Raw genomic sequence first — 25,014 nt, 5'->3', positions numbered from 1 at the left:
GGTGACGGTGTCCGGGCCACCCCATCGTCATTGGGCCGTTCGGGGTACGCGACCGCTGTAGGCCAAACGGGTGACGGCGGTGGGGTCGCCACCGCGCGGAGAAGGGGAGAGGGCATGGCACGGCTGACACTGCGGATCACGGGGCGGGAGCTGCCCGGCGCCGACTGCGGCGAGTACCACCGCGTTCATGTGGGCACCCAGCGCGGCCGCGAGCCCGATCAGCTGGTCTCCGCCGGCGCGGCCGAGGCGGTCTTCGAGATCCCGGTGGAGACCTTCACCGCCGCCGACGGCACCCCCGATTTCCGGGGGCCGTACGTACAGGGGCGCCGGGGCGCCCGATTCGTCTATCTCACCTGGGGCGAGCTGCCGCCGGGCGGGGGACCGGCCGCACCGGACGGCTTCCGGATGTTCCGCCGGGCGAAGTTCCTCCTCGGCGATCTGCCCCCGGAGGCGGCGGCCGGCGGGGTGGCCGAGACCTCGCTCGGTCTCACCGACCCGCAGGGCCTGCCCCTGTGCGCGGCGCTCCGTCCGCCCCGGATCACCTGGCGGCTCTCCGGGGCGGACGCGGACGGGCAGGGGGGCGGAGGCGGCGCCGCGGCCCGGGCCGGCCGCTGACGCCTCACCCGCCCGCCGGGCGCCTCAGGTGCGGACCTGCGCCCCGCGCTTCGCCAGCATCCCGACCATCAGCTCGACCTCGGAGCGCTGGCCGGTCACCATGCCCCGGGCGAGATCGCGCTCGGTCTCCACGGTGCACAGCTCGACACAGCCCCGGGCCATCGCCACACCGCCGTTGTGGTGCACGATCATCAGCTGGAGGTACTCGATCTCCGCGGCCCTGCCGCTGAGCTTCCCCAGCCGTTCCAGCTGCGCCTTGGTCGCCATGCCCGGCATCAGCGCGCCCTCCCCGGCCTCCGCCGCGGAGTGGCCCGCATGGCCGTCGCCGGCCGCCCCGGCCATCCAGGCCATCGGCTCGGCGTCCGCCTCGACCTTGGGCAGGCCCCACAGATCCAGCCAGCCCTGCATCATGCCGCGCTGATTGGCCTGGGTGTTGGCGATGTCGTACGCCAGACTCCGGACCGCCTCGTCCTTCGTGCGGTCGCGGACGATGAAGGACATCTCCACCGCCTGCTGATGGTGGACGGACATGTCACGGGCGAATCCGGCCTCCGCCGAGGTGGTCGAGGGGGTCGCCGGCCCGGACCGCTCACCGTCACCCGCCGAAGCCACCGTCGCGGCACCCGCGAAGAGCAGCGCCAGCACGACCGCGGTGACGGACGCCCAGTGCGTACGCGTCATGCCCGTCACTCGCCCGTCAGCCCATTGGTGCATGCCGCACCCGGCTCGGGGGTCTGGTCGCCCTGCACGTACTTGGTGAAGAACTGCGCGACGCGCTTGTCGTCCGCCTTCTCCACCGTCAGCTGCTTGCCCCAGGCGCTCAGCATGATCGCCCCGGCCTGCTTCTCGACCGGGCTCATCAGCGAGTACGGAGTCTTCTTGACCCGCTTCTCCAGCGTCGACAGATCGTCCTTGGCGGCCTTGCTGTTGTACGTCACCCAGACCGCGCCGTGCTCCAGCGAGTGCACCGCGTACTCGTTGGGGATCTCCTTCTTGTAGACGTCCCCGTTGCAGTTCATCCATCGCGAGTTGTGGTCACCGCCGACCGGCGGGGTCATGGGGTAGCTCACGGCCTTGTCGACATGGGTCTGGCTGAGCTTCTTCCAGGTCTTCTCGCCGGGCACCGGCGACTTGCGGGCGGCGGTCTCCGTCTCCTCCTTCTTGTTCTGCTTGTCCAGGACGTAGACGCCGAAGCCGACGAGACCGGCGACCACCAGCCCGCTGATGCCGATGGTGATGATGCGGTTGCGACGCTCACGGGCCAGTTCCGTACGCCGCATGGCCTCTATACGGGCACGGCGGTCGTCGCTGTTCTTGCGGGAAGCCATGATGGTGTTGTCCTTCGTCGATTGAGATGATCAAGAGAAGATGATCGGTGGATCGGATCACCGGGGCCGGGCGGATGACAGAGCGGCGCCTCATCCAGACGAAAGACCCTAGATTCGCAGCACCTGAAGGACATGGAGATCGGGCGCCCGCGCCCGCTCCCGGCCGTGTTCCGGCGCCCGCGGGACGACCGCGCGGCCGGCGCGGACCGGTCCGTCCGCCGTGTCGACGGCGGCCTCCGGCGGCGGCCCGGTGAGCACCGCGGGGGCGACGACCGGCAGCAGCCCGCATGCACCGTTCTCGTACGGGCAGGAGACCGCGGGTATCACCGGCGCGGCGGGGGAGAGTGTCATCCCCGGCCGGTGGTGGCGCTCGGAGGGCGGGTTCAGACAGATCAGGAGCGCGCCGAGCAGCGTCGCCACGGCACTCAGCAGTGCCATGGGACGCGTGATCCGCGGTATCCGTCCGAGCGGCGAACCCCCCATGCCGCAGATCGTAGCGAGCGTGCCCGCCGAGCACCTCATACGGTGCGATCACCGCACCCTCGTACCGTGCGATCACCGGCCGTCGTACGGCGCGATCGCCGCCCCGCCGTACGGCGCGATCACCACATCCCGGACAGGCCGATCACCACACCTCATAACGTGCGACCGTCACACCGGACCCGTCCGGAAACCACATCTCACAAGGGGCGCGGGCACGGCCGGATCACTCGTGTCCGACCGGCACCGGACTCGTCTCCCGGTGACCCCTGACTCACAATGGGGATCGGCCCGGGTTCGCAATACGCCTGAAACCCATGGATGGGATGCTCAGGGGTACAGGCGGCTTGACCAGCAAGGATTGGGTGGAAATGGATAAGCAGCAGGAATTCGTGCTCCGTACGCTCGAGGAGCGCGACATCCGCTTCGTGCGCCTGTGGTTCACCGATGTGCTCGGCTTCCTCAAGTCGGTCGCGGTGGCCCCCGCCGAGCTTGAGCAGGCATTCGACGAGGGTATCGGCTTCGACGGCTCGGCGATCGAGGGATTCGCCAGGGTTTACGAATCCGACATGATCGCCAAACCGGACCCCGGCACCTTCCAGATCCTTCCCTGGCGCGCGGAGGCTCCCGGTACGGCGCGCATGTTCTGCGACATCCTGATGCCGGACGGTTCGCCGTCCTTCGCGGACCCCCGATATGTGCTGAAGCGGATCCTTGCCAAGACCTCGGACCTGGGCTTCACCTTCTACACCCACCCCGAGATCGAGTTCTTCCTGCTGAAGGACAAGCCGCTGGACGGTTCCCGCCCCGTCCCGGCCGACAATTCCGGATACTTCGATCACACACCGCAGAATGTCGGCATGGACTTCCGCCGCCAGGCGATCACCATGCTCGAATCGATGGGAATCTCGGTCGAGTTCAGCCACCACGAGGGCGCGCCCGGCCAGCAGGAGATCGATCTGCGGTACGCCGACGCCCTCTCCACCGCCGACAACATCATGACCTTCCGTCTGGTCATGAAGCAGGTGGCGCTGGAGCAGGGGGTTCAGGCCACATTCATGCCGAAGCCGTTCAGCGAGTACCCCGGCTCGGGCATGCACACCCATCTCTCCCTCTTCGAGGGCGACCGCAACGCCTTCTACGAATCGGGCGCCGAGTACCAGCTCTCCAAGGTCGGCCGCTCCTTCATCGCCGGCCTGCTCCGGCACGCGGCCGAGATCTCCGCCGTCACCAACCAGTGGGTCAATTCCTACAAGCGCATCTGGGGCGGCTCGGCCCGCAGCGCGGGCGCCGGCGGCGAGGCCCCCTCGTACATCTGCTGGGGCCACAACAACCGCTCCGCCCTGATCCGGGTCCCGATGTACAAGCCCGGCAAGACCGGCTCCTCCCGGGTCGAGGTCCGTTCCATCGACTCGGGCGCCAACCCCTATCTGAGCTACGCGGTGCTGCTGGCGGCGGGCCTCAAGGGCATCGAGGAGGGGTACGAACTCCCGGCGGGCGCGGACGACGACGTCTGGGCGCTCTCCGACGCGGAACGCCGCGCGATGGGCATCGAGCCCCTCCCGCAGAATCTGGGCGAGGCGATCTCCCTGATGGAGCGGAGCGAGCTGGTCGCGGAGACCCTCGGTGAGCATGTCTTCGACTTCTTCCTGCGCAACAAGAAGCAGGAGTGGGAGGAGTACCGCAGCGAGGTCACCGCCTTCGAGCTGCGGAAGAACCTGCCGGTGCTCTGAGCCGCCGCCGCTCCCCGCACCGGGGCCGCGCGGGGCCGCCGGGATGCGGACCCGGGGGTGTGCGGAGACCCTGGAAGGGCGGGGGAAAGCGGTGAAGGGATGACCTCATGTCCGTGCTGGACAAGCTGAAGAACATGCTGAAGGGCCATGAGTCCCAGGTCGACAAGGGTGTCGACAAGGCGGGCGACGCGGTCGACGCGAAGACTCAGGGCAAGTACAGCCGTCAGGTCGACACCGGCCAGGACAGGCTCAAGGATCAGTTCGGCACGGGCGGCCGGGACAAGCCGCCGCCGCCCGCCGCCTGACCGTCCCGCACACCGGAGCACCGGCCGCGCCCTGCCCCCCCGACCGGCGGGCGGGGCGGCGGTACGGGCCCCCGGCCCGCCGCCCCCGGCATTCGGCGCACGGATGCCGGGGGCTCCGTGCGCCGCATGCGCCCGGGGCTCGCGACAGCCGGGGCTCAGCGCTCCGAGAGCGGTGCCGGGGCCTCCTGGATCGTCCAGCCGTTTCCGTCCGGGTCGTCGAAGAAGACGAAGGAGTTCCAGGTGCCGCCGGGCCCGTCCGCCCAGCCCCGCTCGCCCACATGCCGGATGGGGCTCACCTCCACCGACCGCTCCACCAGCGCCGCGCGCGCCGCCGCGAGGTCGGTGACACAGAGCTGGAGCCCGCGCAGGGTGCCGGGGGCCGCGGCGGGCCTTCCCGGCTGGTCGGGGAAGCCGCTGACCAGCGAGATCGAGCAGCGGGAGCCCGGCGGAGTCAGCTGGATCACCCGGATGCCCGGGGCCACCTGCTGGTCCAGATCGACATGGAAGCCGCAGCCCTCCGCGTAGAACGCCTTCGAACGGTCGAGATCGGTGGCCGGCACGGTCACCACTTCCAGGGTCATGTCCATCGTGCGACTCCTCGTTTCTCGCTTCTCGCCGGCGGCCCGTCGCGGCCCGGGGGGCGCGCGCTTCCCGTGTTCGTGCGCGGGGCACGCGCGCCCGCCCGCGCGGCGATCACGTGCGGGTGAACCGCCAGCGGGTCTGTCCGTACGGCTGCTTGGTGAAGCCGAAGGCCGTGCGCGGCTCCACCCGGAAGACCAGCGCCCGCTGGCCGTCGCCGAAGAAGGCCCCGTCGCGGACCTCGTACTTCCAGTCCTCCCCGTACTTGGCGACATACGCGGCGGACAGGGCACCCAGCCGGTCCTCGTCCGTCAGCGGCACCGCCTCGCCCTCGACCACCAGGTCCCACCCCTCGCGCAGGGTGTTGGAACCGGTGGTCAGGACCACCTCGCGGTTCCCCCGGAGATTGAGCTCCTTGCGCTCGCCGGGCCCGGTACAGAAGTGCAGCCCGTCCTCATGCCAGACCGCCACCACCGGGGTGACGTGCGGGCGTCCGTCCGGGCGCACCGACGACAGCCAGAAGAGCTCGGCGGCCGACAGCCGCTCCACCGCCTGCTCCCAGGAGGTCGCGGCGGCCTCCTCCTCGCTGTAGCGCTTGTCCAGCTCGGTCCTCGGGGTACTGCCTGCCATCTTCTGGTCCTCTCGGGGCTCGGTACTCCGGGGCGTCGGCCCCGGAGCCGCGGCTCGGACATCCCGCCGCGCGGCCGGGCCGGCCGGCCCGCCCGTACGGTGTCCGAGGCGCGCTACACCGGTACCACACGCGTGTACTCCTTCTCCCGGTAATGACGATTCCGGAGGCCGGTACTCATCGGTCGCGCACCCCTGGCATGGGTGCGCTTCGAGCCCCTGCGGCTAGTCTCGATCTCCTAGGGCTTGATCGCAGGTCGGGCGTGTTCGACGGGACGAGGGGACGGCGGAATGACGGCGGTGCCGGGACGCAGAAGCAGCACCTTCACCAGGCTGCTGCGGCACGGCTTCACCGACCCCGGTGTCGCCGAGCGGCTGCTGGACCTGCCCGTGATGGCATCGGTGCGCGACGACTCCGTCCTGCTCGAAGCCCTCGGCGGCGGTGCCGACCCCGATCTCGCGCTCCAGAGCCTGGTCCGGCTGGCGGAGGCCCAAGAGGAGTCCGAGCGCCGGGTGCTGCTGGACACCCTGATCACCGCCAAGCCCCTGCGCGACCGGCTGCTCGGGGTGCTCGGCGCGTCCGCCGCCCTCGGCGACCATCTCGCCCGGCACCCCTCCGACTGGCAGGCACTCGTCACCTACGAGGCTGCGGACCTCCATCCCGGTGTGGCCGAATTCGAGCAGTGCCTCGCGGACGCCGACGACCCGATCTCCCTCCGGGTGGCCTACCGGCGGTGTCTGCTCTCCATCGCGGCCCGCGACGTCTGCGGCACGACCGATGTCGCCCAGACCGCCGCCGAACTCGCCGACCTGGCCACCGCGACCCTGCGCGCCGCACTCGCCATCGCCCGGACGGCCGCCCCCGAGGACGCCGCCCGCTGCCGCCTCGCCGTCATCGCCCTCGGCAAGTGCGGCGGCCACGAACTCAACTACGTCTCCGACGTCGATGTCGTCTTCGTCGCCGAACCGGCCGGCGGCCCCGGCGGGGGCGCCGCCCCGGGAGAGCCGGGCGCGGTGGACGAGAACGCCGCGATCCAGGCCGCCACCCGGCTCGCCTCCCACCTCATGCGCATCTGCTCCGAGACCACCGTCGAGGGCTCCATCTGGCCGGTGGACGCCAACCTCCGCCCCGAGGGCCGCAACGGCCCCCTCGTCCGCACCCTCTCCAGCCATCTGGCGTACTACCAGCGCTGGGCGAAGACATGGGAGTTCCAGGCGCTGCTCAAGGCGCGCGCGGTGGCCGGTGACCTGTCGCTGGGCGCCGACTACATCGACGCCGTCTCGCCCATGGTCTGGCAGGCCGCCGAGCGCGACAACTTCGTCGCCGACGTCCAGAAGATGCGCCGCCGGGTCATCGACAACATCCCGGCCGCCGAGGTCGAACGCGAACTGAAACTCGGCCCCGGCGGGCTGCGCGACGTCGAATTCGCCGTCCAGCTCCTCCAGCTCGTGCACGGCCGCACCGACCCCGCCCTGCGCAGCGGCTCCACCCTGGAGGCCCTTCAGGCGCTCGCCGCCGGGGGATACGTCGGCCGGGTCGACGCGGCCCAGCTCGACGACGCGTACCGGTTCCTGCGCGCCATGGAACACCGCATCCAGCTCCACCGCCTCCGCCGCACCCATCTCGTCCCCGAGGACGACGCCGATCTGCGCCGCCTCGGCCGCTCGCTCGGGCTGCGCACCGACCCGATCGGCGAACTCCACCGCGAGTGGCGGCGCCACGCCTCCGTGGTCCGGCGGCTGCACGAGAAGCTCTTCTACCGGCCGCTGCTGGACGCCGTCGCCCAGCTCGCCCCCGGCGAGGAACGCCTCAGCACCCTCGCCGCCGGGCAGCGCCTCGAAGCCCTCGGTTACGCCGACCCGATCGCCGCCCTGCGCCACCTCGAAGCGCTCGCCTCCGGGGTCTCGCGCAAGGCCGCCATCCAGCGCACCCTGCTGCCGGTGCTGCTCGGCTGGTTCGCCGACTCGGCCGACCCCGACGCCGGTCTGCTCGGCTTCCGCAAGGTCTCCGACGCGCTCGGCAAGACGCCCTGGTATCTGCGGCTGCTCCGCGACGAGGGCGCGGCTGCGGAGAATCTGGCCCGGGTGCTCTCGGCCGGCCGGCTCGCCCCCGACCTGCTGATGCGCGCCCCCGAGGCGGTCGCCATCCTCGGCGACCCGGGCGGTCTCGAACCGCGTCTGCGCCGTCATCTGGAGCCGGAGGTACTGGCGGCGGTCGGCCGCGCGGAGAGCGCCGAGGCCGGAGTCGCCGCGGCCAGGGGCGTACGCCGCCGGGAGCTGTTCCGCACCGCCGCCGCCGACATCATCGGCTCCTACGGCACCGAGGAAAGCCCCGCCGAGGCCGACCCGGGCGCCCTGGTCGACCGGGTCGGCAACGCCGTCACCGATCTCAACGCGGCCACCATCGCGGGCGCGCTGCGGGCCGCCGTGCGCGGCCAGTGGGGCGATGAACTCCCCACCCGTTTCGCCGTCATCGGGATGGGCCGCTTCGGCGGACACGAGCTCGGTTACGGCTCCGACGCCGATGTCCTCTTCGTCCACGAGCCGCGCGAGGGCGAGGACGACCAGGAGGCGACGAAGGCCGCGATCACCGTCGTCGCCGAGATGCGCCGGCTCCTCCAGCTCCCCACCGCCGATCCGCCGCTCCTCATCGACGCCGACCTCCGCCCGGAGGGCAAGAGCGGCCCGCTGATCCGCACCCTCGCCTCCTACCGGGCGTACTACCGCCGCTGGTCGCTGGTGTGGGAGTCACAGGCGCTGCTGCGCGCCGAGCCGATGGCGGGGGATCCCGAGCTCGGCGCCCGTTTCATCGAGCTGATCGACCCGCTGCGCTACCCCGCCGAGGGTCTCGGCGAGGACGCCGTGCGCGAGATCCGCAGGCTGAAGGCGCGGATGGAGTCGGAGCGGATGCCGCGCGGCGCGGACCCCACGCTCCACACCAAGCTGGGCCGGGGCGGGCTGAGCGATGTCGAATGGACGGTCCAGCTCCTCCAGATGCGCCACGCCTGGTCCGAACCCGGCCTGCGCACCACCCGCACCCGCACCGCCCTCGCCGCCGCCCACGGCGCCGGCCTGATCTCCACGGAGGACGCCCAGATCCTCGACGAGGCATGGGTCCTGGCGACCCGGGTCCGCAACGGAGTGATGCTGGTACGCGGCCGGGCGGGCGACACCTTCCCGTCCGACGGCCGCGAACTGGCGGCGGTGGGCCGCTACCTGGGGTACGAGGCGGGTCATGTCGGGGTCATGCTGGACGACTACCGCCGGATCACCCGCCGGGCGCGCGCGGTGGTGGAGACGCTCTTCTACGGGGCGTGAGGGGAGGGTCCGGTCACAGCGGGCGGCAGGGGCGCCGGCCCGGCCGGCGGTGGTGCTCGGCCATCGCCGACTCCCGGGAATCCGCCTCGAAGGCCGCCACCAGCCGCGCGTCCCCGGGGAGCGGCTCGCGGGCCGAGTGTCCCCGGGGGCCCTCGGCGCGGAGGGTGAGATCGCCGTCCCCGTCCCGCCGGAGCTCGTGGCGCCCCGCCCCCGTCCGCCCCGTCATGCCGCCGTTCCGCCGTCCCCCGCCATCGTCCGGAACCGGGTCAGACAGGCGTCCAGCGCCAGCTCGAACGCCGCGTCCCCCCGCCCCTCCGGCTCCACCGCCAGGGCCTGCGCCAGCAGCGGAGTGCTGGTGTGGTCGGCCGGCTCCCACATGGTGTCCGGCGCGGCCAGATCGAGCGCCGAGCCCATGACCAGGTTGTCCATCGCGATGATCACCTTCATCACGTCGTTCATCGCGAACCCGGACTCCAGCAGGGAGCGGACGGCCTGCTCGTACTGGGCCAGCACCAGGGGGGAGCGCACCGGGGAGATCATCACCAGCGGAATCACCCGGGGATGCGCGGCGAACGCGGCCCGGTAGGAACGCGCCCACGCCGCCATCGCCTCGTCCCAGGGCAGCTCGGCGAACATCTCCGTCCGAATCGCGGACGCCAGCCGGGCCCGCACCAGCTCGATGACCCCGTCCCGGCCCTGCACATGGTGGTAGAGCGAGCCGGTCTGGACCCCCAGCCTGCGGGCGACGCGCACCATGCCGAAATCGCCCGTCTCGTCGATGAGCTCCAGGGCGGCGGTGGTGATCCGCTCCCGGTCGATGAGGGGTGTGCGTGGCCGTCCCATGTCCGCGATCTCCCGATGACTCTTCCCCGATGCCTTGGCCGGAGGCTACATTGCCCGAACCGAAACACTTTAGGTTTACGCGGCCGGCCCCGGCCGCGCCCAGCAGAAGAACCGGAGCGAACCGTGTCCGAAGCCGACCTCATCCTGACCGGCGCCCGGGTCCGCACCCTGGACCCCGCCCGGCCGCTCGCCGGCGCCGTCGCCATCCGCGACGGCCTGATCGCCGCCGTCGGCGACCCGGCGGACGCACGCGAGTGGCGCGGCCCCGCCACCGAGACCGTCGACCTCGCCGGAGCCACGCTCACCCCCGGCTGGACCGACGCCCACAGCCACCCCGTCTGGGGCCTGGAACTGGCCACCGGAACCGACCTCTCCCACGTCACCACGCTCGAGGAGCTGCGCGCCGCACTCCGCGCCGCCGAGCGGACCGGCGGCTGGATCCTGGGCCACGGCCTCGACCACAACGCCTTCGGGGGCCGGCCGCTCCACCACCGCCTCATCGCGGACGCCGCCGCCGGCGCCCCCGTGTGTCTCCGCCTCTACGACGGCCACTCGGCCCTGGTGAGCGAGACCGCGCTGAAGCTCGCGGGCATCACCGGACCGCGCGAGTTCGCCCAGCGCGCCTCCGTGGTCTGCGACGCGGAGGGCCGCCCCACCGGGCATCTGATCGAGCACGCCGCCATGGACCTCCTCACCCCGGTCCTCCCCGCCCTCCCGCGGGCCGAACGCGGCGCCCGCCTCGCCGGACTCCTCACCGCGATGGCCGCCACCGGCCTGACCGGCGCCCATGTGATGGACCTCGCCGGCGACGCACCGGCCCTCCTCGCCGCCTTCGAGCGGGAACGCGACCTCCCGCTCCGCCTCCGGCTCGCCCCCTGGTGCATGCCCGGCGCGAGCCCGGCCGACCTGGACGAACTGATCGCCCTCCAGGGCGTCTCGGGCCGGGACTGGCGGATCGGCGGGGTCAAGTTCTTCATGGACGGCACGGTCGAGGGCGGCACCGCCTGGCTGGACCGCCCCGACTGCCACGGCCAGGGCCGGGAGGCGTTCTGGCCCGACCCGGACGCCTACGGCGCGGCCGTGCGCCGGCTCCACACCGCCGGCGTCCCGACCGCCACCCACGCCATCGGCGACGCCGCCGTACGCCATGTCCTGGACACCGCCGCCGCCCTCGGCCCGGCCGGCCCCCGCCACCGCGTCGAGCACATCGAGACCGTCCCCGACGACCAGCTCGGCCGCTTCGCCGCGCTCGGGGTCGCCGCCTCGATGCAGCCCCCGCACGCCGAGTACACCCGCGAGGACCACACCGACGAGTGGTCACGGCGGCTGGGCGGCGAGCGCGCCTCCAGGGCCTGGCGCTGCCGCGACCTCCGCGACGCCGGAGCGGTCCTGGCCCTCGGCTCCGACTGGCCCATCGCCCACTTCGACGCCCGCCGGATCCTCGCCACGGCCCGCACCCCGCGCGGCGCCGCGTCGGGCACCGGCCTGACGGGCCTGATGGCCCTGGAGGGCCTGACCAGCCACGCGGCCCTGGCGGCGGGCGAGGAGCCGATCGCCGGCCGCATCGCCCCCGGCTTCCGCGCCGACCTGACGGCGGTGGACCTGGACCCGGTCACCACCCCCGCGGACGAGATCGCCGAGACCCCGGTCCGGCTGACGGTGGTGGCGGGGCGGGTGGTTTTCCGGGCCTGATCGCGGGGCCGGCCCGGTCACGGCGGCGAGCCCGCCGCGCGGGCGCGGGTTTCCGCGAGCCGCCGCGTCCGGACCCCGGGTGATGCTCCGCGAGCATCCGCGGCCTTCGGACTTCCGCCGTCCCGTTCCCCGGCATGGAGGCCCGTTCCGGGGCTCCCGCGCCCTCGGGGAGTCCAAGGGGCCGCTACGGCGCCCTGCCGCCGCAGACCGTCTCGTAAGCCTCCCGCCCGTAACGGCTCCTCGGCTCATGTCCGCATTCCAGCGACCCCTTCACCTTCTTGTGCCAGGTGACGACCGAGCCGTACACCGGTGCCGCCGCACCCGCGCCCGTACCCGCGCAGTGGTACGAGAAGCTCGCCTCCACCACCGTCACACCGGTGAAGGCGACACGCTCCGCGGGGGCGGCTCCATGACCTCCGTCACAGCCGCCCCCGCCCGATCGCGGGCCGGCCGCCGGGGGCCGGGGCGGCAACGGCCCGTCCCCGCCGACCCGGTTCACCGGGCCGGGCCCGTGCCCCTGGCCCGTACCCGGGCCGGCCGCGACTCGGGTGAGCCTTCCTCGTCACACCGGGGCTCTGGTACAGCTGGAGAGATTCCGCCCCCCACCGGAGCCCTCCCCATGAACCAGAGCAGTGAGCAGAACGACCTCATACCCTTCGACGTCGACCTCACCACCCACGAGGTCCGGCGACGGGCCGAGGTGGTCGCCGCGCTCGGGGACGGATGGGATCCCGCCGCCGTGCTCCGGGGCGAGGACGAGGCGCACGCGCTCCTGTACTCCGGCCTCGACGCCGGGCAGCGGCGCACCCACGACATGCTGGTCGCCGCGGGGGTGCTGCCGGGACGCTCCGGAGAGGAGCCGGGCCGTGCGGCTGCCCATTGACCCCCAGGCGGACATCGCCCGCCGCGCCTGGGTCGCCTGCCCGGCCTGTGACGACGCCCGCTCCTGCGAGGTCTGCGCCGGCCGGCGCACCTGCCGCGAGCACTGGCGCTATCTGATCTCCAACGACGGGCCCGTGGTGCATCTCCAGTGCCCCGGCTGCACCCACACCTGGTCGCTCGACACCCGCCCCGGGGTCACCCGCCGGGACGTCGGCGAGCGCTTCGCCTGATTCGTACGGGACCGGCCTCAGGCCCGCGCCGTCCGCCCGCGCCACCGGGACGGCTTCTCCTCGCGCACCGGGATCTTCGGGAGCCGGTGCGGCAGGGCCCGGTACCAGGCGTACGAGACGAGGAAGCCGAAGCCGAGGCAGATGATCCCGCCCACCGCGTCCAGCCAGAAGTGGTTGGCCGTCGCCACGATCACGACCAGTGTCGCCGTCGGGTAGAGCAGGCCCAGGATCCTCGCCCACGGTGCCTTCGCCACGGCGAAGATGATCAGGCCGCACCAGAGCGACCAGCCGATGTGCATCGACGGCATCGCCGCGTACTGGTTCGACATGTTCTTCAGATCGCCCGAGGCCATCGAGCCCCAGGTCTCGTGGATCTTCACCGTGTCGATGAAGTCGACGCCGTTCATCAGCCGGGGCGGTGCGAGCGGATACAGGTAGTAGCCGACCAGGGCCACGGCCGTGGTCGCGAAGAGCACGGTCCGCGCCGCCGCGTAACGGCCCGGATGCCGGCGGTACAGCCACACCAGGACACCGATGGTCACGATGAAGTGCAGTGTCGCGTAGTAGTAGTTCATCGAGACGATGAGCCAGGTCACCGAATTCACGGCGTGGTTCACCGAGTGTTCGAACGCCAGGCCCATGGACCGCTCGACGTCCCAGATCCAGTCCGCGTTCCGCAGGGCCTGGGTCTTCTGCTCCGGGACCGCGTTGCGGATCAGGGAGTAGATCCAGTAACTGACCGCGATCAGCAGAATCTCGAACCAGATGCGGGGACGGCGCGGTGAGCGCAGCTCCCGGAACCCGGCCAGTCGTGACCGCTGCCTCGGAACCTCGGGAGCCCGCGACGGGTCGGCGGTGCCCTCGTCCGTCATGGGTGAGGGGGTGGCCGTTTGGCTTTCCATGGTCTTCACGGTCGTTTCACCCATGGGACGAGAGTTTGCCAGATGCACGTCCACCCACTGATCATCCCCCGGTCTTGTTCGGCCCGCACCCGGTCCATCTTAGGGAGGACCCGGCCGGGCCCCGGACCGGGCGCCCGCGGCCTCACGAACGGGGCGCCGCACCGGGGCCGGAGGCCGTGGAGCCGCGCACGACCAGCTCGGGCATGAACACGAACTCGCCGTGCGTCGGAGTCGGACCCCCGGTGCCCGCGCCGGGACCCGCGGGGGACGGGCTGTTCTGGATCTCCTCCAGCAGGGTCCGGACCGCGGCCTGGCCCATCGCGGGGACCGGCTTCCGTACGGTGGTCAGCGGCGGATCGGTGAACGCGATCAGCGGCGAGTCGTCGAAACCGACGACCGAGACATCGTCCGGCACCTCCAGACCGCGCTGCCGCGCCGCCCGTATCGCGCCCAGGGCCATCATGTCGCTGGCGCAGACCACCGCGGTGCAGCCCCGGTCCAGCAGCGCGGAGGCCGCGGCCTGGCCGCCCTCCAGGGTGTACAGGGAGTGCTGGATCAGTTCCGTCGCGATCACCTCGTCCGGCAGGCCCAGCTGATCGCGGACCACCGCCGTGAAACCCTCGATCTTCCGCAGCACCGGCACGAAGCGCCGCGGGCCCAGTGCCAGCCCGATACGGGTGTGGCCGAGCGAGACCAGATGCGTCACGGCCAGCTTCATCGCCGCCCGGTCGTCGGGGGAGATGAAGGGCGCGCGGACCTTGGGGGAGTATCCGTCGACCAGGACGAACGGAACTCCCTGTGCCCGCAGCTGTTCATAGCGCTCCATGTCCGCCGTGGTGTCGGCGTGCAGCCCGGAGACGAAGATGATGCCCGAGACGCCCCGGTCGACCAGCATCTCGGTGAGCTCGTCCTCGGTCGAGCCGCCGGGGGACTGGGTGGCCAGGACGGGGGTGTAGCCCTGGCGGGTCAGGGCCTGGCCGATCACCTGGGCCAGGGCCGGGAAGATCGGGTTCTCCAGCTCCGGGGTGATCAGCCCGACCAGTCCGGCGCTGCGGCGGCGCAGCCGGACCGGGCGTTCGTAGCCGAGGACGTCCAGGGCGGCGAGGACGGCCTGGCGGGTTGTCGCGGCGACGCCGGGCTTTCCGTTGAGGACCCGGCTCACGGTCGCTTCGCTGACACCCGCCTGGGCCGCTATGTCTGCCAGTCGTGCGGGTGCGGTCACAGCGTTGGACTGTACCTGCCCCATCTCAGACTGCCCACCAGACGCATGTCTCACCCGGGACACGGACGGTGTCGCCGTCGAGCTCCAGGGGCGCGGAGGAGAGCAGCGGGCGCCCCGGGGCGGGCAGCGCGACCGGTGCCGTGAGGGTGTTGAGCGTGCAGACCAGGCCGGTGCGCCGGAAGGCGAGCACCCCCGCCGGGGCGTCGAACCACTCCATCGTGCCGTCGCCGAGCCCCGGCAGCTCGCGGCGGAGCGCGATCGCCGAACGGTAGAGCTCCAGCGTGGAGTCCTGAATTCCGCTCTGTGCCGCCACCGACAGCTCCCCCCAGCCGGCGGGCTGCGGGAGCCAGCTGCCGGCCGGGCCGGTGCCGGGGCCGAAGCCGTACGGCGCACTCGTGCCCGACCACGGGATCGGCACCCGGCAGCCGTCCCGCATGCCGTCCTGGCCGTCGCCCCGGAAGAACGCCGGGTCCCGGCGCGCCGCGTCGGGGAGTTCCGTCACCTCCGGGAGACCCAGCTCCTCCCCCTGGTAGACATAGGCCGAGCCGGGCAGGGCGAGGGTGAGCAGGGCCGCCGCGCGGGCCCGGCGCAGACCGGCCGGGCCGCCGCCGTAGCGGGTGGTGTGGCGGACCACGTCGTGGTTGGAGAGGACCCAGGTGGTGGGCGCGCCCACGGACGCGGTCGCCGACAGCGACTCGTCGATGACCGCGCGCATCGCCGCCGCGTCCCAGTCGCAGGTCAGGAACTGGAAGTTGAACGCCTGGTGCAGCTCGTCGGGCCGGACATAGAGCGCGAGGCGCTCGGCGGACGGGGCCCACGCCTCCGCGACGCCGATGCGGTCGCCCTCGTAGGAGTCCAGCAGCTCGCGCCAGGCGCGGTGGATCTCATGGACACCGTCCTGGTCGAAGAAGGGCAGCACCTGCGCGCCGATCAGCTTCGCCTGCTCGCTCAGCCCGATGTCCGGCAGCCCCGCCGCCTTGATCATGCCGTGGGCGACATCGATCCGGAAGCCGTCGACCCCGAGGTCGAGCCAGAACCGCAGGATCGACTCGAACTCCTCGCGGACCCGGGGGTGCTCCCAGTTGAGGTCGGGCTGCTCGGGGGCGAAGAGATGCAGATACCAGTCTCCGGCGCCGGTGCGGGTCCACGCGGGGCCGCCGAAGACGGACTCCCAGTCGTTGGGCGGCAGCTCGCCGTGCCGGCCCCGGCCCGGACAGAAGTGGTACAGCTCCCGCTCCGGCCCGCCGGCCAGCGCGGCCCGGAACCAGGCGTGCTGGTCGGAGGTGTGGTTGGGGACGATGTCCACGATCACCCGCAGGCCCAGGCGGTGGGCCTCGCGCAGCAGGTCGTCGGCGTCGGCGAGGTCGCCGAAGAGCGGGTCCACGGTCCGGTAGTCGGCGACGTCGTAGCCGCCGTCGGCCTGCGGGGAGGAGTAGAACGGGGTGAGCCAGACGGCGTCCACCCCCAGCTCCGCGAGATGGGGCAGCCGGCCCCGTACGCCGCGCAGATCGCCGACGCCGTCGCCGTCGCTGTCGGCGAAGGAGCGCACATACACCTGGTAGATGACGGCGTCCCGCCACCAGCCCGCCGTCCGGGCGGCGGACTGGTCACCGAGGGTGGGAGCGAGCTTCTGGGTCATGTGCGTTCCCTTGTAAGTCATCAAATACATGGTCATACGGGTATGCGGTTTTCCTATGGGTGGGTATGTATGGGGGTTATTCCCCTGGTATGCGCATGGTCAACGCGCGGCGGGCGGTCCCGGATACGGCGATCGGTCCCGGACCCGGCGGCCGGCGCGGCGGCCCGGGGCCGGTGGCGCCGGTGGGGCGGAGCGGGGCGGGCGGTGCGGATGTGCCGGTACGGGGCCATGGCGGGGGCTGGGTGGCGCGGCCCCGTACCGGAGCCGGGAGGGTGACCGGGGCCGGAGTCGGGAGAGTGACCCCGGGCCGTGCGTGCGGCGCGGGGTCACCGGTGTGCCGCACCGCCGTCACCCCTTGGTGCCGCCCGCCGTGAGCCCCGCCACCAGATGTCTCTGGGCGAAGAGGAAGAGCAGCCCGGCGGGGATCATGATCAGTACCGCGGAGGCGGTCAGCAGACCCCACTCGGCCCGGTGCGGTCCGACGAAGGTCTGAATGCCCACGGCGAGCGTGTACTTGCTCTCGCTGTTCATGAACTGGGTCGCGAACGCCACCTCGCCCCACGCGGTCAGGAAGGTGTAGAACCCGGTGACCGCGAGCCCCGGCCGGGCCAGCGGCAGGATCAGCCGCCAGAAGGTGCCGAACGGAGTGAGCCCGTCCACCCGCCCGGACTCGTCGATCTCGACCGGGATGGTGTCGAAGTACCCCTTGAGCATCCAGGCGCAGAACGGCACCGACACCGAGCAGTAGGTGATGATCAGGCCGCCGTGGCTGTCCAGCAGCCCCAGCGCGCCGAGGATGTTGTGGAGCGGCACGATCAGCACGGCCACCGGGAACATCTGGCAGAGCAGGAAGGTCCACATCAGGGACTTGTGGCCGGGGAACCGCATTCTGGAGACCGCGTAGCCGGCGCTGGCCGAGATCAGCACCCCCACCAGCATGGTGCCGGCGGCGATGACGACCGAGTTCAGGAACCAGGTCGCGAACTCGGTGTCGCCGAGCACATGGGTGTAGTTGGAGAGGGTGAAGCCCTCCATCTCCAGTGGGTGGGTCCAGCCGTCCTTGCCCCGCAGCGAGACCAGCACGATGAAGAGGATCGGGAAGAGCGCGATCACGCTCGCCGCGATCAGGGTGGTGTGCAGGGCGGCGGAGGCACCCCTGGAGCGGGTGCCCCGGGTCCGTACCGGTTTCGCGGCGGTCCTGCGGCCGGCCGGCGGCGTGGTGACGGCCCCGGTGGTCCGCTGCTGTGCTGTGCTGCTCACTTGGCGGCCTCCCGGCGCTTGAGCATCCCTCGGTGGAAGACGGAGAAGACCAGGAGCAGGGAGAGGATGACCATGCCGTACGCGGCCGAGCCGGCGTAGTCGCGGATGCCCTGGAAGGCGAGCCGGTAGGCATAGGTCACCAGGATCTCGCTCTCGGTTCCGCCCGCCTGGCCGATCACCAGATAGATGATCGGGAACATGTTGAAGGTCCAGATGACGCCGAGCAGGATGATGGTGGAGCTGACCGGCCGCAGCCCGGGCAGGGTGACATCGCGGAAGCGCTGCCAGGGCGTGGCGCCGTCGATCTCGGCGGCCTCGTGGAGTTCCCGGGGTATGGACTGAAGGCCGCCGAGTATCGCGACCATCATGAACGGCACACCGATCCAGGTGTTCACCGCGATGACGGAGAGTTTCTGGATGAAGGGGTCGCCGAGCCAGTCGACGGGCGCGACACCGATTTTCCCCAGCAGGGTGTTCAGTACACCGTTGTTGGAGTTGTACATGAGCTTCCAGGCGAACGCGGCGATGAACGCCGGCACGGCCCAGGGCAGGATGAGCAGCACCCGGTAGAGCGAGCGCCCGCGCATGGGGCGGTTGAGCAGCATCGCGAGGCCGAGGCCGAGGGTGTAGTGGAGTACGACGCAGCTCGCGGTCCAGGCGACGGTCCAGCCGAGCCGGGGATAGAAGGACCCCTCCTTGCCGGAGAGGATGTTCCAGTAATTGTCGAAAGCGATGAATTCATAGGTCGACGGGACCGTGAAATCGCCGATCGTGCGGCCGAGGTTGACCTCATTGGCGTCGGTGAAGGAGAGATAGACGCCCCGGCCCAGCGGATAGCCGACGAGCACACCGAGGACGATCACCACGGGCAGGACCATGGCCCACGCGTACCAGTGGGTGGCGAAGGACCTTCCGGTCCTGACTATGAGGGTGCTCATCTTTCTCCGGTTCGGCGCTGAAGGCGGTGTGAGCGGGCGGTGTGAGTGCGCGGTGTGAGTGCGCGGTGCCGGCGGGCGGTGCGAGCGGATGGCGTGCGCACGGGGAGTACGGGGCCGGCCGGCCGGGCGCGCCGAATCCGGTGGGACACGGGGTGGATTCCCTGGCCGGCCGGACCGGCGGCACGGGACCGCCCCGTCCGGGGAGGGGCGTCAGCCGATGCTGTAGTTCTTGAGCAGCTTGCTGTTCCACTCCTTCGCGAGGGCGTTCAGGCCCTCCTCGGGCGAGACGTCGCCGCGCAGGATCTTCACGTAGTGCTGGTCGAAGGCGACGAAGAGATCGCCGACGCCGGGAATGACCGGCCGGGCCCGCGAAATCGCCAGGGACTCCTGGAACGCCTTCTTCGCCGGGTCGGCGGTGACGGCCGCGGTGTACGCGGACTTCCGCGTCGGCAGGGTGTTGATCTCGGTGGCGGTCAGTTCCTGGCTCTTCGCGGAGGACATGAACTTCACGAAGAGATACGCCGCGTCCTTGTTCTTCGAGCCCCGGTAGACCGAGTAGTTGTGGCCGCCGATGGGGGCCGCGGCGGCGCCCGCCGAGCCGGCCGGCACATGGGCGATACCGAGATCGGCCTTGTCCTTGAACGCCTTGCCGCCGTAGGTGTCGGTCACCGACCACGGACCATTGATGATCATGGCGATCCGGCCGTCCTTGAACGCGGTCTGCGCGGCGACATAGCCATCGGTCGTGGCGGGCTTCAGGGCCACATCGGACTGCGCCAGCTTCAGCGCGGTCTCCATGCCCCTGACCGCGGCGGGCGAGTTGACGGTGATCTTCTCCCCGCCGACGTCGAGCATGTCGCCGCCCTCGCCGTAGAGGAACGGCAGCGAGAAGTAGCCCTCCGGGTTGAGCTGGGTGCCGGTGACCCCGGTCCGCTTCTTGATGGTCTTCGCGGTGGCGATGAACTCGTCCCAGGTGGCCGGGGGTTCGGTGATCCCGGCCTCGGCGAAGATCTTCTTGTTCCAGAGGAGTCCCAGGGTGTCGGTCACCTGCGGCACGCCGAAGGTGACGCCCTTCCACTTCGCGGTGGAGAGCGGGCCGGGGAGGAAGTCCCCGGGGTTCTCCAGTGCCGGGGTGCCGTCCAGCGGCTGGAGGAAGCCGAGGTGGGCGAAGCCGGCCGACCAGCCGACATCGGTGCGCATGACATCGGGGGCACCCCGGCCGCTCGCCGCCGCGGTCTTGAACTTCTGCTCGGCCTGGTCGAAGGAGACCGAGGTGCGGGTCACCTTGATCTTGGGGTACTCGGCCCGGAACGCCTTGACGAGCTTGTCGTAGGTCGGGCCCTCGGCCTCGTTCGACGTGTCCCACCAGGTGATGGAGCCGGAGACGCTCTGCGGGTCCTCGGCCGCCTTCCGGCCGCTGCTGTCGCCCGAGCCGCCGCCGTCATCGCCGCATGCGGTGGCGGTCAGCGCCAGAACGCCCGCTATCGCGGCAACGGTCATACCCCTGCGCATCATGAACTCCTCATTGAGGTCAGGCCCTGCCTGTCCTCCGGCCGGGCTGCTGCTGCGGCGTGAAGCTAACAGTCTTGCAATCGTTTGCGAAAGACCTTGCAGAAAGATTTCGACTGGATTTCCTGGTTGTGACCTCTTCGTGTCCTGTGTATGGCCGGGGGGTTGACCATCAGTCAGGGCGCGCCCTACGGTCTGCTGCCAGGCGGGCCCGGCAGTTGCTGCAAGAAACGGCAGATTGTTGCAAGGTCCGGCACGGCGCCCCGGGCAGTGTGTCCCGGCGGTGCCGCACAGGTTCCCGGCAAGTCCTTCACGAGCCTTTCGGGCACGGCGCGTTGTCTCCCGAGGCCGCGGGGGAGGGGCGCGGGCCCCTCCCTCCCGGCGACCCCCCGGCGCCGCCGGGAGTGGTGGCCTCCCCCACTCGTGCGCGGCGCTGTGCAGCAGGAGGAGATATGCCCGGCAGAGCACTGACCGCCGCGCTCGCCCTCGTGGCGCCGCCCCCGCCGGCCGTCGCGCCCCCGGCACCCCTCGCGGTCGCCGCCCCGCCCGGCGCCGAGGACGGCACCGCCGTTCTCTTCGCATGGCGCTTCGAGTCGGTCGCGGCGCATGGCGCTTCGGCTCGGTCGCGCGGGCCCGCGCCGGACAGCCCGGCACCGCCGCCGCACAGCACACAGGTGCCCGAGGCTGCCGGCCTCCGCACCCCGCGCGCCCCCACCACCCACACCGAGGAGTTGGACCGTGTTCCGTACGAGACGGCCGACAAGAACCGCCGCCGCCCTCATCGGGTCCCTGTGCGCCGCGCTCATACCCGGCGCTCCCGTCCTCGCGGCGGACACCCAGGCACCGCCGCCCCCGCCCTCCGACGCCCGGCTCGCCGCCGAGCCCGCCCGGCACGACCTCACCGGGGAGCAGTTCTACTTCGTCCTCCCGGACCGGTTCGCCAACGGCGACCCGGGCAATGACCGGGGCGGCCTCACCGGCTCCCGTTCCCGGACCGGTTTCGACCCCGCCGACAAGGGCTTCTACCAGGGCGGCGACCTCAAGGGCCTGACCGGGAGGCTCGACTACATCAAGGGCCTGGGCACCACCGCCATCTGGATGGCGCCGATCTTCAAAAACCGCCCCGTCCAGGGCACCGGCAAGGACGAGTCCGCCGGCTACCACGGCTACTGGATCACCGACTTCACCCGGGTCGACCCCCACTTCGGCACCGACGAGGATCTGGAGACCCTGATCGACAAGGCCCATGCCAAGGGCATGAAGGTCTTCTTCGACGTCATCACCAACCACACCGCCGACACCGTCGACTACGCCGAGAAGACCTACGGCTACAAGCCCAAGGGCGCCCACCCCTATCTCGACACCGCCGGCCGCCCCTTCGACGACAGCGAGCGGATGCGGAAGGTGGACACCGACTCCTTCCCGTACACCCCCGAACCCCGCGACCGGGACAAGGTGCCCGGCTGGCTCAACGACCCGGCCATGTACCACAACCGGGGCGATTCCACCTTCGCCGGGGAGAGCTCCGAGCAGGGCGACTTCTCCGGCCTCGACGATCTGTGGACCGAACGGCCCGAGGTGGTCCGGGGCATGGCCAGGATCTACGAGAAGTGGGTCCGCGACTTCGACATCGACGGCTTCCGCGTCGACACCGTCAAACACGTGGACATGAAGTTCTGGACCGAGTGGGCCACCGCGCTCGACGCGTACGCCGCGAAGCGGGGCCGGGACGACTTCTTCATGTTCGGCGAGGTCTACTCCGCCGACCCGGCGATCACCGCCCCCTATGTGACCAGGGGACGGCTCGACTCCACCCTCGACTTCCCCTTCCAGGACGCGGCCCGCGCCTTCGCCTCCCAGGGCGCTTCCGCCGAAGCCCTGGCCCGGGTCTTCGCCCAGGACCACCGGTACACCACCGACAAGGCCAACGCCTACGGGCAGGTGTCCTTCCTCGGCAACCACGACATGGGCCGCATCGGCACCTTCGCCGGACAGGACAACCCCGGCGCCTCCGACGGGGAGCTGCTGCGGCGCGTCCGGCTCGCCCATGAGCTGATGTTCCTCTCGCGCGGCAATCCGGTCGTCCACTCCGGTGACGAGCAGGGCTTCACCGGAGCCGGCGGCGACAAGGACGCCCGGCAGCCCCTCTTCGCATCGAGGACCGCCGACTATCTCGACGACGACCAGCTCGGCACCGACCGCACCCACGCCCGGGACGCCTACGACACCGCCCACCCGCTCTACCGCTCCATCGCCGCACTGTCGGAACTGACCCGCGCCCACCCCGCCCTCCGCGACGGCGCCCAGCGCCCGCTCCACGCCGAGGGGCGGGTGTACGCCCACTCCCGTACCGACGGCGCCCAGCGGTACGAGTATGTGGTGGCCGCCAACAACGGCACCGGGCCGGAATCGGTCGAGCTGGCCACCGCCACCCCGGACGCCGCCTTCCGCACCCTCCACGGCGCCGGCGGCACGGTCACCAGCGACCGGGCCGGGAAGCTGACCGTCACCGTGCCCGCCCTCTCCACCGTCGTGCTCCGCGCCGGGAAGCGGCTGCCGCCGCCCGCCGCCGCGCCCGCGATCAGCCTGCGCGCCCCGGCCGCCGGAGCCACCGGCACCGTGGAGATCAGCGCCGGCGCCACCGACGGGCGGGTCGTCTTCGCCGCGCAGGCCGGCAACGGCCGCTGGCGCGTCCTCGGCTCCGCCGACACCGCCCCGTACAAGGTCACCCACCATCTCGACCCGGAGCTGCGGGCCGGAACACCCCTGCGGTACAAGGCCGTCGTGGTGGACGCGCGCGGCCGGACCGCGAGCGCGCTCGCCGGCACCACCTCGGGGGCGGTCCCGCCGCCCGCCGGGCCGGTCGCCGTCGAACGCGACCGGGCGATCGTCCACTACCACCGCCCGGACGGCGACTACGACGGCTGGGAGCTGCGGTACGGGGACCAGCGGGCCCCCTTCACCGGCCGCGACGCCCATGGCGCCTTCGCCTGGGTGAAGCTCCCGGAGGGCGCGTCGAGCGTCCCGTACACCGTGGAGCGGAACGGCACCGCCGACGGCCCGCCGCGCACCATCCCGCTCGGCCGCACCGGCCAGGTCTGGATCACCCAGGGCCGGCCGGACCAGCTCGACCGGGCGCCCGACGGGGTGTATCCGCCGCAGGACAGGACCAGGGCGATCCTGCGCTACCACCGGCCGGACGGGAAGTACGACGGCTGGGGGCTCCACACCTGGACCGGCGCCGCCGACCCCACCGACTGGTCCCGGCCGCTCATGCCGGTCCGCGTCGACTCCTATGGCGCGGTCTTCGAGGTCCCGCTCGCCGAAGGGGCCCGCTCGCTCGGCTACATCGTGCACAAGGGCGACGAGAAGGACCTCCCCGCCGATCAGTCGCTCGACCTCGCCACGCACGGCCACGAGGTGTGGCTGCTCGCCGGGCAGCCGGAGTACCTGCTCCCGCAGGCCGGTGCGGTGCCCTCGCTCGACCTCGGAAAGACCGAGGCGCAGTGGATCGACCGGAACACGGTCGTGTGGAAGGTCAAGCCGGCCGGATCCGGCAGCCAGCAGCTGGTGTACGCGCCCCGGGGCGGGATCTCCGTCGTGGACGGCGCGCTCAGCGACGAGGGGCACTGGCTGCGGCTCACCCCCTCACAGCTGACCGGGGCGCAGAAGGAGAAGTACCCGCATCTGAGGGAGTACCCGGCCTTCGCGGTGGACCCGCGCGACCGCGACCGGGTGCGCGACGCCCTGCGCGGACAGCTGATCGCCACCCAGCGGGCCGCCAACGGCGCACTGCTCGCGGCCACCGGGGTGCAGATCCCGGGCGTACTCGACGATCTGTACGCGGCGAGGGCGACCGAGGCCGCCCTGGGGCCCGTCTTCGACCGGACCGGCCGTCCCGCCCTCTCCCTCTGGGCACCCGCCGCCGGAAGGTCCGGCTCGACATCGGCGGCGAGTCCGTGCCGATGCGGCGCGACGGCGCCCAGGAGCTGCGCATCCGCGACTTCTCCACCGCGGACCGCACCGCGAGCCGTCCCGGGCGGTACCCCGCCTTCACCGACCGCGCCTCGGCCGGAGTGAAGCGGCCGCGCGCCCTCGCCGCGAGCGGCACCTCCCATGTCCGTCTCCTCCCCGCCTTCGGCATCGGCACGATCCCCGAACGGAAGAGGGACCGGGCCCACCCGGCCTGCGAACTGAAGGTGTACGCCCCCGGCTCCGCCGAGCGGCGGGAGCGCGTCGCGAAGGCGGCGGCGAGGGACGCGTACAACCGGGGATACGACCCGCTGCACCACACCGTCCCGGAGGCCTCCTGCGCCTCCGGCCCGGAGGGCACCCGGCGCACCGTCGAATTCCGGGAAATGGTGCGGGGGCTCCACGACAGCGGGCTGCGCACCGTCATGGACGTGGTCCACAACGACACCGTGGCCGCCGGTCAGTCGGAGAAGTCGGTACTCGACCGGCTCGTCCCCGGCTACTAGCAGCGGCTCCTCGCCGGCACGGTCGGCTGCGCGGAGATCGAGGGCGCGTCACGGGCGTACCGGGATCTGCCGCGGATCCGCGCCGCCGAGCCGGTGCCCGGCCTCGCCACGGCCGGGCAAGTGCGGTCGGCCGTCTCCTTCCCGCTCCCCGGGACCGGGGAGACCCCGGGCGTGATCACCATGCGCGCGGGCGGCCCGGTCGTGGTCTTCAACGCCACCCCGGAGCGGCGGGAACAGCGGATCGGCGCGGTGGCCGGGGAGCCGTACGCGCTCCATCCGGTGCAGTCGGGCGGTGGGGACCGCACGGTCGCGGAGTCCTCGTACGAACGCGGCTCGGGGACCTTCTCGGTGCCGGCCCGGACGGTGGCCGTCTTCGGGCGGGGGTCCGGGAGCTGACCGGCCGGGCCCGGGGACGGTGCTTCCCCGGGCCCCGG

Annotated in this window: 21 protein-coding genes and 1 pseudogene; 8 read left to right on the top strand and 14 right to left on the bottom strand. The window is 71.9% G+C overall.

Annotated features, from left to right (window positions below; all coding sequences use genetic code 11):
• Positions 1-114 precede the first annotated feature (114 nt).
• Positions 115-615 (top strand): DUF5990 family protein, encoded by a 501-nt coding sequence (locus AAFN69_RS04420; protein WP_347726932.1) that lies wholly within the window; start codon positions 115-117, stop codon positions 613-615.
• Positions 616-639: 24 nt separating this feature from the next.
• On the opposite strand, the gene AAFN69_RS04415 is transcribed toward AAFN69_RS04420, so the two are convergent.
• From AAFN69_RS04415 to AAFN69_RS04405, 3 genes are all read right to left on the bottom strand, one after another.
• Positions 640-1,296, bottom strand: coding sequence for a DUF305 domain-containing protein (locus AAFN69_RS04415; protein ID WP_347726931.1), 657 nt, complete (start codon positions 1,294-1,296; stop codon positions 640-642).
• A gap of 5 nt (positions 1,297-1,301) precedes the next feature.
• Positions 1,302-1,943, bottom strand: a complete 642-nt coding sequence (locus AAFN69_RS04410; RefSeq protein WP_347726930.1) for a DUF3105 domain-containing protein — start codon at positions 1,941-1,943, stop codon at positions 1,302-1,304.
• Between the two features lie 108 nt (positions 1,944-2,051).
• Positions 2,052-2,381 carry a hypothetical protein gene (locus tag AAFN69_RS04405; RefSeq protein ID WP_347726929.1) on the bottom strand — a complete coding sequence of 110 codons (330 nt, stop codon included), beginning with the start codon at positions 2,379-2,381 and terminating at the stop codon, positions 2,052-2,054.
• A gap of 413 nt (positions 2,382-2,794) precedes the next feature.
• Between AAFN69_RS04405 and AAFN69_RS04400 the strand changes: the two genes are divergently transcribed.
• Both AAFN69_RS04400 and AAFN69_RS04395 read left to right on the top strand, forming a co-directional pair.
• A complete protein-coding gene (locus AAFN69_RS04400) occupies positions 2,795-4,156 on the top strand; it encodes a glutamine synthetase family protein (RefSeq protein ID WP_347726928.1) in 1,362 nt (453 codons plus the stop codon).
• A 107-nt stretch (positions 4,157-4,263) separates the two neighbouring features.
• Positions 4,264-4,461 (top strand): antitoxin, encoded by a 198-nt coding sequence (locus AAFN69_RS04395; protein ID WP_347726927.1) that lies wholly within the window; start codon positions 4,264-4,266, stop codon positions 4,459-4,461.
• Positions 4,462-4,616: 155 nt separating this feature from the next.
• On the opposite strand, the gene AAFN69_RS04390 is transcribed toward AAFN69_RS04395, so the two are convergent.
• Positions 4,617-5,048 carry a VOC family protein gene (locus AAFN69_RS04390; RefSeq protein ID WP_347726926.1) on the bottom strand — a complete coding sequence of 144 codons (432 nt, stop codon included), beginning with the start codon at positions 5,046-5,048 and terminating at the stop codon, positions 4,617-4,619.
• A gap of 106 nt (positions 5,049-5,154) precedes the next feature.
• Positions 5,155-5,670 carry a pyridoxamine 5'-phosphate oxidase family protein gene (locus AAFN69_RS04385; RefSeq protein WP_347726925.1) on the bottom strand — a complete coding sequence of 172 codons (516 nt, stop codon included), beginning with the start codon at positions 5,668-5,670 and terminating at the stop codon, positions 5,155-5,157.
• Between the two features lie 288 nt (positions 5,671-5,958).
• Between AAFN69_RS04385 and AAFN69_RS04380 the strand changes: the two genes are divergently transcribed.
• Entirely contained in the window at positions 5,959-8,985 is a 3,027-nt protein-coding gene (locus tag AAFN69_RS04380; protein ID WP_347726924.1) for a bifunctional [glutamine synthetase] adenylyltransferase/[glutamine synthetase]-adenylyl-L-tyrosine phosphorylase, read from the top strand.
• Between the two features lie 13 nt (positions 8,986-8,998).
• On the opposite strand, the gene AAFN69_RS04375 is transcribed toward AAFN69_RS04380, so the two are convergent.
• Both AAFN69_RS04375 and AAFN69_RS04370 read right to left on the bottom strand, forming a co-directional pair.
• Entirely contained in the window at positions 8,999-9,211 is a 213-nt protein-coding gene (locus tag AAFN69_RS04375) for a hypothetical protein (RefSeq protein ID WP_347726923.1), read from the bottom strand.
• On the bottom strand, positions 9,208-9,828 hold the full coding sequence (locus AAFN69_RS04370; protein WP_347726922.1) for a TetR/AcrR family transcriptional regulator C-terminal domain-containing protein: 621 nt from the start codon (positions 9,826-9,828) through the stop codon (positions 9,208-9,210). Before AAFN69_RS04370 ends, AAFN69_RS04375 begins: the two co-directional genes overlap by 4 nt.
• A gap of 123 nt (positions 9,829-9,951) precedes the next feature.
• Between AAFN69_RS04370 and AAFN69_RS04365 the strand changes: the two genes are divergently transcribed.
• Positions 9,952-11,520 (top strand): amidohydrolase, encoded by a 1,569-nt coding sequence (locus AAFN69_RS04365; RefSeq protein ID WP_347726921.1) that lies wholly within the window; start codon positions 9,952-9,954, stop codon positions 11,518-11,520.
• 184 nt (positions 11,521-11,704) lie between these two features.
• Here the strand turns inward: AAFN69_RS04365 and AAFN69_RS04360 are convergent, their stop codons facing one another.
• Complete coding sequence (locus AAFN69_RS04360; protein ID WP_347726920.1) at positions 11,705-11,893, bottom strand: hypothetical protein; 189 nt, start codon at positions 11,891-11,893, stop codon at positions 11,705-11,707.
• A 246-nt stretch (positions 11,894-12,139) separates the two neighbouring features.
• Here AAFN69_RS04360 and AAFN69_RS04355 point away from each other — a divergent pair, with 246 nt between their 5' ends.
• Both AAFN69_RS04355 and AAFN69_RS04350 read left to right on the top strand, forming a co-directional pair.
• Positions 12,140-12,403 (top strand): DUF6400 family protein, encoded by a 264-nt coding sequence (locus tag AAFN69_RS04355; protein WP_347726919.1) that lies wholly within the window; start codon positions 12,140-12,142, stop codon positions 12,401-12,403.
• Positions 12,387-12,632, top strand: a complete 246-nt coding sequence (locus AAFN69_RS04350) for a hypothetical protein (RefSeq protein ID WP_347726918.1) — start codon at positions 12,387-12,389, stop codon at positions 12,630-12,632. The genes AAFN69_RS04355 and AAFN69_RS04350 overlap by 17 nt, the downstream gene beginning before the upstream one ends.
• Before the next feature lie 17 nt (positions 12,633-12,649).
• Here AAFN69_RS04350 and AAFN69_RS04345 read toward each other — a convergent pair whose 3' ends face one another.
• The 6 genes from AAFN69_RS04345 to AAFN69_RS04320 all read right to left on the bottom strand — a co-directional run bounded on the left by AAFN69_RS04345 (position 12,650) and on the right by AAFN69_RS04320 (position 20,105).
• Entirely contained in the window at positions 12,650-13,558 is a 909-nt protein-coding gene (locus AAFN69_RS04345; RefSeq protein WP_347726917.1) for a phosphatase PAP2 family protein, read from the bottom strand.
• Between the two features lie 118 nt (positions 13,559-13,676).
• The gene (locus tag AAFN69_RS04340; protein ID WP_347726916.1) at positions 13,677-14,780 is read right to left on the bottom strand and encodes a LacI family DNA-binding transcriptional regulator; all 1,104 of its coding nucleotides are present in this window, start codon (positions 14,778-14,780) and stop codon (positions 13,677-13,679) included.
• 1 nt (position 14,781) lies between these two features.
• Complete coding sequence (locus AAFN69_RS04335; RefSeq protein ID WP_347726915.1) at positions 14,782-16,395, bottom strand: glycoside hydrolase family 13 protein; 1,614 nt, start codon at positions 16,393-16,395, stop codon at positions 14,782-14,784.
• A 348-nt stretch (positions 16,396-16,743) separates the two neighbouring features.
• A complete protein-coding gene (locus tag AAFN69_RS04330; protein WP_347726914.1) occupies positions 16,744-17,655 on the bottom strand; it encodes a carbohydrate ABC transporter permease in 912 nt (303 codons plus the stop codon).
• Positions 17,652-18,593: a sugar ABC transporter permease gene (locus AAFN69_RS04325; protein WP_347726913.1), complete on the bottom strand. Its 942-nt coding sequence runs from the start codon at positions 18,591-18,593 to the stop codon at positions 17,652-17,654. The genes AAFN69_RS04330 and AAFN69_RS04325 overlap by 4 nt, the downstream gene beginning before the upstream one ends.
• Before the next feature lie 210 nt (positions 18,594-18,803).
• The gene (locus AAFN69_RS04320) at positions 18,804-20,105 is read right to left on the bottom strand and encodes an extracellular solute-binding protein (protein WP_347727265.1); all 1,302 of its coding nucleotides are present in this window, start codon (positions 20,103-20,105) and stop codon (positions 18,804-18,806) included.
• 777 nt (positions 20,106-20,882) lie between these two features.
• Between AAFN69_RS04320 and AAFN69_RS04315 the strand changes: the two are divergent.
• Positions 20,883-24,976, top strand: a pseudogene (locus tag AAFN69_RS04315) (alpha-1,6-glucosidase domain-containing protein).
• Positions 24,977-25,014: the final 38 nt, after the last annotated feature.

It is taken from the genome of Streptomyces sp. CAU 1734 (genome assembly GCF_039888735.1).
In the GTDB taxonomy this organism is placed as follows: domain Bacteria; phylum Actinomycetota; class Actinomycetes; order Streptomycetales; family Streptomycetaceae; genus Streptomyces.
This window is presented reverse-complemented; position numbering and strand designations above follow the sequence as displayed.